The sequence below is a fragment of the Streptomyces sp. NPDC056160 genome (genome assembly GCF_042268205.1).
GTDB lineage: Bacteria > Actinomycetota > Actinomycetes > Streptomycetales > Streptomycetaceae > Streptomyces.
Window position 1 is genome coordinate 18,560 of the sequence record NZ_JBHJUW010000121.1, and the last position, 9,210, is coordinate 27,769.

At 73.2% G+C, this 9,210-nt stretch carries 10 protein-coding genes and 1 pseudogene; 7 read left to right on the plus strand and 4 right to left on the minus strand.

Annotated features, from left to right (window positions below):
• Positions 1 to 120 precede the first annotated feature (120 nt).
• A pseudogene (locus ACFC02_RS32490) lies at positions 121 to 228 on the minus strand (SDR family oxidoreductase); the annotation flags it as partial.
• Between the two features lie 33 nt (positions 229 to 261).
• A complete protein-coding gene (locus tag ACFC02_RS32495; protein ID WP_376365132.1) occupies positions 262 to 438 on the minus strand; it encodes a hypothetical protein in 177 nt (58 codons plus the stop codon).
• Positions 439 to 611: 173 nt separating this feature from the next.
• Between ACFC02_RS32495 and ACFC02_RS32500 the strand changes: the two genes are divergently transcribed.
• Positions 612 to 983, plus strand: a complete 372-nt coding sequence (locus tag ACFC02_RS32500; protein WP_376365134.1) for a thioesterase family protein — start codon at positions 612 to 614, stop codon at positions 981 to 983.
• On the opposite strand, the gene ACFC02_RS32505 is transcribed toward ACFC02_RS32500, so the two are convergent.
• Together ACFC02_RS32505 and ACFC02_RS32510 are read right to left on the minus strand one after the other, a co-directional pair.
• Positions 968 to 1,348, minus strand: a complete 381-nt coding sequence (locus ACFC02_RS32505) for an NUDIX domain-containing protein (protein ID WP_376365136.1) — start codon at positions 1,346 to 1,348, stop codon at positions 968 to 970. The genes ACFC02_RS32500 and ACFC02_RS32505 overlap by 16 nt on opposite strands.
• Positions 1,349 to 1,531: 183 nt before the next feature.
• Complete coding sequence (locus ACFC02_RS32510; protein WP_376365137.1) at positions 1,532 to 2,290, minus strand: DeoR/GlpR family DNA-binding transcription regulator; 759 nt, start codon at positions 2,288 to 2,290, stop codon at positions 1,532 to 1,534.
• A gap of 361 nt (positions 2,291 to 2,651) precedes the next feature.
• Here ACFC02_RS32510 and ACFC02_RS32515 point away from each other — a divergent pair, with 361 nt between their 5' ends.
• The 6 genes from ACFC02_RS32515 (at position 2,652) to ACFC02_RS32540 (ending at position 9,017) form a co-directional block, all read left to right on the plus strand.
• Complete coding sequence (locus ACFC02_RS32515) at positions 2,652 to 3,500, plus strand: endo alpha-1,4 polygalactosaminidase (protein ID WP_376365139.1); 849 nt, start codon at positions 2,652 to 2,654, stop codon at positions 3,498 to 3,500.
• A 362-nt stretch (positions 3,501 to 3,862) separates the two neighbouring features.
• A complete protein-coding gene (locus ACFC02_RS32520; protein WP_376365141.1) occupies positions 3,863 to 5,203 on the plus strand; it encodes an ABC transporter substrate-binding protein in 1,341 nt (446 codons plus the stop codon).
• A 10-nt stretch (positions 5,204 to 5,213) separates the two neighbouring features.
• Entirely contained in the window at positions 5,214 to 6,278 is a 1,065-nt protein-coding gene (locus tag ACFC02_RS32525; protein WP_376365143.1) for a carbohydrate ABC transporter permease, read from the plus strand.
• Positions 6,275 to 7,180, plus strand: a complete 906-nt coding sequence (locus tag ACFC02_RS32530; protein ID WP_376365145.1) for a carbohydrate ABC transporter permease — start codon at positions 6,275 to 6,277, stop codon at positions 7,178 to 7,180. The genes ACFC02_RS32525 and ACFC02_RS32530 overlap by 4 nt, the downstream gene beginning before the upstream one ends.
• Before the next feature lie 71 nt (positions 7,181 to 7,251).
• Positions 7,252 to 7,680, plus strand: a complete 429-nt coding sequence (locus tag ACFC02_RS32535; protein WP_376365147.1) for a PfkB family carbohydrate kinase — start codon at positions 7,252 to 7,254, stop codon at positions 7,678 to 7,680.
• A gap of 8 nt (positions 7,681 to 7,688) precedes the next feature.
• A complete protein-coding gene (locus ACFC02_RS32540; RefSeq protein WP_376365149.1) occupies positions 7,689 to 9,017 on the plus strand; it encodes an alpha-glucosidase/alpha-galactosidase in 1,329 nt (442 codons plus the stop codon).
• Positions 9,018 to 9,210: the final 193 nt, after the last annotated feature.

A 9,210-nucleotide genomic window follows, 5' to 3' on the forward strand; every position in this document is an offset into this window, starting at 1 on the left:
TGGGTTCTGCTCCGTTCGGCTGGGCCCCGGGTGCGCCCTGCACCCGGCCGGACCATCTTCCCCGGCCGGCCCGGTGGCCGGCTCGCTCTTTGCGATGACCGGCGTTCCGTGTCCGGCCCGTCACCGTCCCGGGATGCTGCCGCCGCCGTCCACGCACAGCATCCGGCCGGTGATGAAGCCGGCCTCCTCGCCGAGCAGGAAGGCGATGGCGGCGGCGACCTCGTCCGGCCGGCCGAGCCTCGCCCGGCCGGGTTCCGGGCGCTACGGGGCGAACCTCTGGCCGGCCGATCCGTCGCAGTTCCGCAGGCGCGGCGGCTGACGGGCGGTCGCCTGGGTCAGGCACGGTCCGGTCGCGGCCGAGGGGCGGACGGTGCCGCGGTCGCGGACGAACTTCTGGTGGGCCGCGCCCGAGCGGTGTCCGCGCCTGGTGCGGCTCATATGACCTCCCGGCCGAAGGGGGTCACCCACGGTTCTCACTGGCCGTCAAGGCCTTTGGGAACATCCCGGGCCCGAACTTCCCTGCCGCACAAGGCGGTCGCCCCGCCCACGGGCGCCTCGTCGGCTTGCGGGCACCGGTGGGCGCGCGGGGAGGGAGGCGGTAGCGTGGTGGGATGCGACATGAGGTGACCGACGCCGACACCGCGGAGTCGGTGGGCAGCGGGGACGTGCCCGTGCTGGCCACGCCGCGGCTGATCGCATGGCTGGAGGCGGCCACCGTGCGGGCCGCCGCGCCCTTCATCACGGCCGGCCGGACGACCGTGGGCACGGCGATCCGTGTCCGGCACCTGCGCGCCACCCGGGTGGGCGGCTGTGTGGAGGTGGCCGCCGAGGCGCCCGTGGCGGCCGTGGGCCGGCGGCTCACCTTCCTCGTGCGGGCCGTCGACGGCACGGGGGAACTCGTCGCCTCCGGGGAGATCGACCGGGCGATCGTCGACCGGCAGCGGTTCCTCGCCGCGGCACCCGGCCCTCAAGCGGGCGCGTGACCCGCCAGGTAGTCACGAACGACCCCGGACAGCTCGGCGCAGGCCGTCTCGGCCACCGGGACCCAGCGGACCTGTTCCGGCGCGAGCCGCGCCCCGGAGGAGGGGTCCTCGCTCAGCAACTGGCACACCACCGCGGTCGGCGCCGTCTCGCCCACCGCGCCCCGCACCCCCAGCGCCGCCGAGCCGTCCACGAGGTAGCCGGTCGCCTCGTACACGAGGCGGGCCGCGGTGGCCTCCGGTGTCTCGGCCATCTCCGAACCGCCCGAGGGCAGCTTCCAGCCGCCCTGCTCCTGCACCAGCAGCAGGCGCCCGTCGTAGACGACGACCGCTTGCACCACGCTTCCGGCAACCTGCTCCGACCTCATGGTCCCGCCCTCCCGTTGTTGTCCGTGCGGCCCGTCCGGCAGGGCACCGTCGGTCGTCCGCCCCCGGACCTCCTGCCCCCTGCGCGGTGCTCCTACCCGCGGCCCTGCGTTGCGGGGGTGCCGCGCCGCTCCACCTTCACCGCGTCCGCCCGGCCCGCGCCCCGCGGGTGTCCGGCGCTCGGGTCACACCACGGTCACCGCGACGCCGGTGCCGGTGATCGCGGCCAGCGCGTCGGCCGGCGCGGCCTGGTCGGTGACCAGGTGGTCGATGTCCGTCAGTGAGCAGATCCGGGCGAAGGTGGCCCGGCCGACCTTCGAGTGGTCGGCGACCACGACGGTCCGGTCGCTGCTGGCGGCGAACGCCCGGTCCGTCGCCGCCTCCAACTGGTCGTGGGTCGTGCAGCCGTGGGCGGCGCTGATCCCGTCCACGCCCAGGAACGTGATGTCCGTGTGGTGGTCGGCGAGGGTCTTCTCCGCGATGGGGCCGACGAGTTCGTAGCTCTCGGTTCGGGCGTAGCCGCCGACGACGACGAGTGTGACGTCGTGGTGCGGCACCATCTCGGCGGCGATGTTGACCGCGTTGGTCACGATGGTGACGGAACCCCGGGCGGCCAGGACGCGTGCGATCTCGGTGACGGTGGTACCGCCGGTCATCCCCACGACCGCGCCTTCGGGCACGAGTTCGGCGGCGGCCCGCGCGATGGCCCGCTTCTCCGGCCGGCGTCGTTCGGTGCGGTGCTGGACCGGCAGTTCGGGTCCGGTCCTGCCCTGGACCGCGCCGCCGTGCGTACGGCGCAGCAGGTTCAGCCGGCTCAGGTGCTGCAGGTCGCGCCGGATCGTGGCTCCCGAGACGTTCAGCAACCGGGACAACTCGGCGACGTCGATGGCACCACGCGCGGAGACATGCTCAAGTATTCGCGCATGACGCTCAGTTTTCAGCATGCGATGAGCATAGACCGGACCGGGTCGGGCCGATCCCTGCTGCCGGAGGCGGGCGGCGGGGGCGGCCGGCGGCCAACGGGCAGGGTGCAGGGCAGCGGAGACAACGGCTCCGGCGAGTGAACACGCGGCGACTTCCCGCCCTTGCCCATATGAACAAGATGCGCACCTTCGATCTGTTGACATGGCGAAAGTTGCTCGCTTTACTCCTTCCAACGCCAGAGTTGAGCACCCGGCGTCAGAGGTACGCCCAGCCGGTAGCACGGTGCGCACACCGTAAGTCCGGACAAAGTCGCCAGGATCCGCCCGCGCCGACGGGGGGTCCGAGGCGGGGACGTACCCTCGCATCTTCTGGAGCTCAAAGATGTCCCTCTTCGATCGTTCCCGGCCGCACCGGCGCGCTTCCGTCGCGGTGGCCGCCGCAGCCGCGGTCATCTGTCCGCTGTCCGCCTGCGCCTCGGCCAGTGCGGCCACCACCCCGGCCACTCCCGCGGCGACCACCGCGGCGACGGTGACCCTTCCTCCGGTGCACGCCGGCTTCGACTACCAGATCGGCAAGGCCTACACGCCGCCGGCCGGCGTGAAGGTCGTGACCCGCGACTACACGGCCGCCCCGGCGGCCGGCCTCTACAACATCTGCTACGTCAACGCCTTCCAGGCCCAGCCGGGCGCCGAGAGCCAGTGGGGCGACCTGCTGCTGCGCGACGCCCAGGGCAAGGTCGTGTACGACACCAACTGGGGGGAGGCGATGCTGGACATCCGTACCGACGCCAAGCGGCAGCGGATCGCGGCCAAGGTGAACTCCTGGATCGACACCTGCGCGAGCAAGGGCTACAAGGCCGTCGAACCGGACAACCTGGACACCTACGACCGGACCAAGCTGATCAGCGAGGCCAACGCGAAGGCGTTCGTCAGGCTGCTCGCCGACCACGCGCACAGCAAGGGCCTGGCGATCGCGCAGAAGAACACGTCCGGCTTCTCCACCGACCGTGCCGAGACCGGCCTCGACTTCGCCGTCGCCGAGGAGTGCGGCGAGTACGACGAGTGCGGCGACTACGTCGACGGGTTCGGCGACCACGTCATCGTCATCGAGTACCAGGAGAAGAACCTCAAGAAGGTGTGCGCCGCCTACGGCGACCGGCTCAGCGTCGTGCTGCGCGACCTGGACGTCACGGCTCCCGGCGACAGCGGCTACGTCCGCAAGACCTGCTGACGCGGTACCGGCCCGGCCCCGCACGACCCGCACGACCCGCCCGGTGCGTCCGGCTCCTCCTTCCGGCGCACCGGGCACCACTGCCGTCCCCCGGCCCGCTTCCGAGCCGCCCCGCTCGTGAGCCGCCCCACTGGTGAGCCGCTCCCCCGCCGGGACTCCTCCCCGCCGCCCGGGAAGCGCACTCCGGCGCACCCGTCTTCCGCGGCAGGCGCCGTCCGGCACCCGCGACGGCACTCTCCGTGCCGCCCGCCCGGCGCGGCGGCAACCCTCCCACCGCACACCGTCCCATCCGGTACCGGCCCGCCGTGCCGGACCGCCCGTCCGCGTGACGTCCCGCGCCACGCGTCCTCCTGGGGGCTCACATGGCCGCACCACACCGTCCGCCCGGCCCCGGCACCGGACTTCCCCGCCGTACGCTCCTGCGCCGGGGCACCGCCCTGGCGCTCAGCGCCGCCGCCACGGCGGCGCTGCCCGGCTGCGGCGCGCACACGGACGACGGTGTCGGCGCCGACGGCCGGGTCACCGTCGAACTCTGGCACGGCCAGACGGACACCGGCCGCGCGGCGATCGAGAAGCTGGTGGCGGAGTTCAACCGCACCCATCCCGGCATCCGGGTCGACGCGGGCGGCGGGGTCCTCGCCGACGCGATGCTGCAGAAGATCACCGCCGCGCTCGCGGCCGGTTCCTTCCCCGACGTCGCCTACGTCTTCGGCTCCGACCTGGCCAGCGTCGCCCGCAGTCCCTCGGTGGTCGACCTGAGCGAGACCGTCCGTTCGGGACCGACGCCCTGGGACGACTTCTGGACCCCGGCCCGCGCCGCCGTCACCCTCAACGGCCACGTCCGCGCCTCGCCCGCGCTGCTGGACTCCCTCGCCGTCGTCTGCAACAAGAAGCTCTTCCGCGACGCCGGCCTGCCGCTGCCCCGGCCCGGCTGGACCTGGGAGCAGTTCGTGGCCACGGCCGCCAAGCTCACCGACCGGCGGCGCGGTGTCTTCGGCACCGGCTGGCCCGGCGTCGGCGACGAGGACACCGTGTGGCGGCTGTGGCCGATGGTGTGGGACCTGGGCGGCGACGTCATCGGCCCGGACGGGCGGCGCATCGGCTTCGAGGAGAGCGGTGTGAAGGCCCTCCAGACGGTGGCGGCGCTCGCCGGGGACAGGAGCGTCTACGTCGACCCCAAGCCGGGCGGCGAGCAGATGTACCAGGTCTTCGCCTCGGGCCGCATGGGCATGGTCGTCACCGGGCCGTGGCAGCTGCCGGACATCCGCCAGGCCGGGATCGACCACCACGTGGTGCCCCTGCCCAGCTACAGCGGCCGGCCGGTGACCATCTCGGGCCCCGACACCTGGACCGTGTTCGACAACGGCCCGGCCCGGGTCCGCGCGGCCCGTACCTTCGTGACCTGGCTGGCGCAGCCCGCCCAGGACGTCCGCTGGGACGTGCAGGCCGGCAGTCTCCCGCTGAGCCGGAGCACACAGGCCCTGCCCGCCTGGCGTGCGCAGGAGGCGCGGACCGAGGGCCTCGCGGTGTTCACCAAGGCGCTGACCTCGGCCCGGGTGCGCCCCGTCCATGCGGCGTACCCGCAGATCTCGCAGGCGCTCGGTCAGGCGATCGCCGCGGTGCTCATCGGCCGGAGCACCCCCGCCAAGGCGCTGCGCGACTGCGCGCGCGAGGCCAACGCCGCTCTGCTCATCCCGCGTTGAGAGGACCACCATGCCCCGCCTGCCAGCCCCCCTCACCCTCGCGGACCGCGGCCCCACACGCAGCCACCGCAACTCCCGCCGCCCCGACGGCGCCGGCGAACACGACGGCACGGCCCCGCAGACCCCGCCGCCCTCCGGCTCCGCACGGCGCCGCCGCGGCGGGGAGACGGCCACCGCCTGGGCGTTCGTCTCGCCCGCGGTGCTGGTGATCCTGGGACTGAGCGTCGTCCCCGTGGCCTGGTCGCTGCTGCTGTCCTTCCAGGCCGACGACCTGGTCACCCCCAGCCGCTGGGTCGGTCTCGCCAACTACCGGGCGCTGGCGCAGGACCCGCACTTCAGCCAGGCGGTGCGCAACACCCTGCTGTACACGGTGCTGTACGTGCCGCTGAGCATAGGCCTCGGACTGCTCCTCGCCCTGGCGCTCAACCAGCGCCTGCGGCTGGTGGCCCTCTACCGCACCCTCTTCTTCGTGCCGTTCGTCGTCTCGGCGACGGCGCAGGGAGTGCTGTTCTCCTTCATCCTCGACCCCGATTTCGGCGCCGCCAACTCCCTGCTGCACAAGGTCGGGATCTCCCCGCAGGGCTTCCTCACCGACCCGGGACAGGCGCTGCTCGCCCTCGTCGCGATCTCGCTCTGGAGCGGCACCGGCTTCTGCGTCGTCGTGCTGCTCGCCGCGCTCCAGGACGTACCGCCTTCGCTGGTCGAGGCCGCCCGGCTGGACGGCGCGGGCCGCCGCCACGTGCTGCGCCACGTCACGCTTCCCGCGCTCTCCCCGGTCCTCGTCTTCCTCCTGCTGTGGCAGACCATCAACGCCCTCCAGGTCTTCGACCTGGTGTACGTGACGACCAAGGGCGGCCCCCTCGGCTCCACCACGGTGATCGTCTACTTCATCTGGGAGCAGGCCTTCAAGAACTTCACCGCCGGATACGGCGCGGCGGCGGCCTACGCCCTGGCCCTCGCTCTGATCGTGCTCGCCGCCGTCCCGCGGATCGCCCGTGCCGTACGGCGCCGGGCCCACGACCACGGCCGCTCCGGCCCCACCGGGCCCGCCGGCCTCGAAGGAGCCGCACGATGACGGCCACGACCCCCGCCCCCACCGCGTTCCCCCCGGCCCCCGCGCCCGCCTCCCCGGGCGGGCCGGCCGACGGCGGACGGCCCCGCAAGCGGCTGCCGTTCAGCCCCTGGCACCTGCTGCTGGCCCCGCTCGCCCTGGTGTTCGCGGTGCCGCTGATCTGGCTGCTGCTCAGCTCCGTCATGAGCGACGCGCAGATCAACCGGTTCCCGCCCGCGCTGTGGCCCTCCCACATCGACCTGGGCGGCTACCGCTACGTCCTGGGCAACGCCATGTTCCCGCGCTGGTTCGTCAACTCGCTGGTGGTGTCCCTGGTCGCGGTGGTGTCCAACCTGGTACTGGGCGCCCTGGCCGGGTACGCGTTCGCCCGGATGCGGTTCGCCGGCTCCCGGCTCCTGCTGGGCCTGATGCTGGCCACCATGGCGATCCCGTTCCAGCTGACGATGATCCCGACGTTCCTGGTCATGAAGCGGCTCGGGCTCATCGACACGCTGGGTGCGCTGATCGTGCCCTCGCTGGTCACCCCGTTCGCCGTGTTCCTGCTGCGCCAGTTCTTCCTGTCGCTGCCGAGGGAACTGGAGGAGGCGGCCTGGCTGGACGGCTGCTCCCGGCTGCGGGTGCTGTGGCAGATCGTGCTGCCGCTGTCCCGGCCGGCGCTGAGCACGGTGGCGGTCCTGACCTTCCTCACCACGTGGAACGACCTCAGCTGGCCGCTGATCGCCATCAACCACGACACCCAGTACACCCTCCAGCTGGGCCTGACGACGTTCCAGGGGCAGCACCACACCAAGTGGTCCGCCGTCATGGCGGGCAACGTGATCACCGTGCTGCCGGTGCTGCTCGCCTTCCTGTTCGCGCAGAAGTCGTTCATCCAGTCGATCACGTCGAGCGGCCTCAAGGGATGACCCGGCCGCCGCAGCCCTCACCCCGTCCGCCGACGTCCGCCCGCCCGGGTCCGCACCGCGGGGAAAGCCGCATGCAGCACGCCTACGGCCTCCTCCTCATGGGAGACGCCAACCGCGACATCGTGGTCGGGCCGCTCGACGCTCCCCACGCCTTCGGGCGACGGGAGCGACGGGTGGACGCCGGTGCGCGCACCCTCGGCGGCTCAGCGTCGATCATGGCGTGCGGGGCCGCCCGGCTCGGGCTGAAGGTGGCCTTCGCCGGACGGGTCGGCGACGACGACGCCGGCCGGTCCGTGCGCGGCGCGCTGGAGGACCGCGGTGTCGACACCTCCGCCCTGCGCGTCATCGCCGCCCGTCTGCGCGGCCTGTCCACCGAACACGCTCTAGAGATCGCCGCGGCCTGCGGTGCCCTGTCCACCCGGGCCCACGGCGCAACGCCGGCCCAGCCCACCTGGGACGAGGCCGCGGCCGCCGTCACCCGCAACGGAAAGAACCTGTGATGACCTCCATGACCTCCGGCTCCCCGAAGATCGCCTTCATCGGCGCGGGCAGCGTCGTCTTCACCCAGGGCCTCCTGGCCGACCTGCTGGCCTTCCCCGAGCTCCAGGGTGCGCACATCGCCCTGCACGACATCGACGCCGAACGGCTCGCCACCGCGCAAGGAGCCGCCCGGTACATCGCCGACGAGCGCGCCGCCTCCGGTGGTTCCCGGGTGCGGGTCACCGCCCACGCCGAGCGGCGCGCGGCCCTGGAGGGCGCCGACTTCGTCATCAACATCGTGCAGGTGGGCATGCGGGACGCCACCCGCACCGACTTCGAGATCCCGGCCCGCTACGGCCTGCGCCAGACGATCGGCGACACGCTCGGCGTCGGCGGCATCTTCCGGGCGCTGCGCACCTTCCCGCTGCTCAAGTCGCTCGGCGAGGACATCGCCGAGGTGTGCCCCGACGCCTGGCTGCTCAACTACACCAACCCCATGGCGATGAACGTCCAGTACCTCACGCGGGCGACCGGCCTGACCCGCGTGGTGGGACTGTGCCACTCCGTGTACTGGACCGTCCACGACCTGGCCGAACTGCTCAAGGTCCCGCACGAGGAGGTCACCTACCGGGCCGCCGGGGTCAACCACCAGGCCTGGATCCTGCGCCTGGAGCACGAGGGGGCGGATCTCTACCCCCGCCTGGACGCGCTGATCGCGGACGACCCCCAGCTGCGGCGCCGGGTGCGCGTCGACATGTACCGCCGGCTCGGCTACTACCCGACCGAGACCAGCGAGCACTCCTCCGAGTACGTGCCCTGGTACCTGCACCACGCCGAGGAGGTGGAGCGCCTGCGCCTGCCCGTCGGGGCCTACCTCGGCATCGTCGACGAGAACATCGCCGCCTACGAGCACACCCGCGACGCCCTCGCCCAGGGCGCCCCGCTCACCGTCGAGGGCACGATGGAGTACGCCCCGCAGATCATCCACAGCATCACCACGGGCACGCCCCGCACGGTGTACGGCAACGTCCCCAACCACGGGCTGATCGACAACCTGCCCGCGTCGGGGACCGTGGAGGTCCCCTGCCTCGTGGACGGGCTGGGCGTGCAGCCCACCCGGGTCGGTGCCCTGCCCGCGCAGTGCGCGGCGCTCAACCGCACCTACCTGAGCATGAACGACCTCGTCGTACGGGCGGCCCTGGAGGACGACCCCCGCTCGATACGCCAGGCGGCGATGACCGACCCGGCGACGGCCGCCGCCCTGCCCGTGGAACGCATCTGGGACCTGTGCGACGACATGGTCCGCGCGCACGCGGACCTGCTCCAGCCCTCGCTGCGCGCCACGCTCGGCCACTGACGGAGGCCGTTGCTGCTGTCGGGCGCCGAGGAGAGCCTGGCCACCCACCGCGTGGTGTGGGCGGCCGAGCACGCCAGGACGACGGGCACGGTCGTGGACCTCGCCGACCGGGCGCCGGCGACCGCGTGAAGGCGGCCCGTCAGGCCGGGCCGGCCTGACGGGCCGACCAGACGGGCCGGCTCCCCCCGCCCCA

Excerpts from the sequence above, each read along its gene's own strand:
- ACFC02_RS32495 (WP_376365132.1), bottom strand. The coding sequence starts at position 438 with ATGAGCCGCACCAGGCGCGGACACCGCTCGGGCGCGGCCCACCAGAAG.
- ACFC02_RS32500 (WP_376365134.1), top strand. The coding sequence starts at position 612 with ATGCGACATGAGGTGACCGACGCCGACACCGCGGAGTCGGTGGGCAGC.
- ACFC02_RS32505 (WP_376365136.1), bottom strand. The coding sequence starts at position 1,348 with ATGAGGTCGGAGCAGGTTGCCGGAAGCGTGGTGCAAGCGGTCGTCGTC.
- ACFC02_RS32510 (WP_376365137.1), bottom strand. The coding sequence starts at position 2,290 with ATGCTGAAAACTGAGCGTCATGCGCGAATACTTGAGCATGTCTCCGCG.
- ACFC02_RS32515 (WP_376365139.1), top strand. The coding sequence starts at position 2,652 with ATGTCCCTCTTCGATCGTTCCCGGCCGCACCGGCGCGCTTCCGTCGCG.
- ACFC02_RS32520 (WP_376365141.1), top strand. The coding sequence starts at position 3,863 with ATGGCCGCACCACACCGTCCGCCCGGCCCCGGCACCGGACTTCCCCGC.
- ACFC02_RS32525 (WP_376365143.1), top strand. The coding sequence starts at position 5,214 with ATGCCCCGCCTGCCAGCCCCCCTCACCCTCGCGGACCGCGGCCCCACA.
- ACFC02_RS32530 (WP_376365145.1), top strand. The coding sequence starts at position 6,275 with ATGACGGCCACGACCCCCGCCCCCACCGCGTTCCCCCCGGCCCCCGCG.
- ACFC02_RS32535 (WP_376365147.1), top strand. The coding sequence starts at position 7,252 with ATGCAGCACGCCTACGGCCTCCTCCTCATGGGAGACGCCAACCGCGAC.
- ACFC02_RS32540 (WP_376365149.1), top strand. The coding sequence starts at position 7,689 with ATGACCTCCGGCTCCCCGAAGATCGCCTTCATCGGCGCGGGCAGCGTC.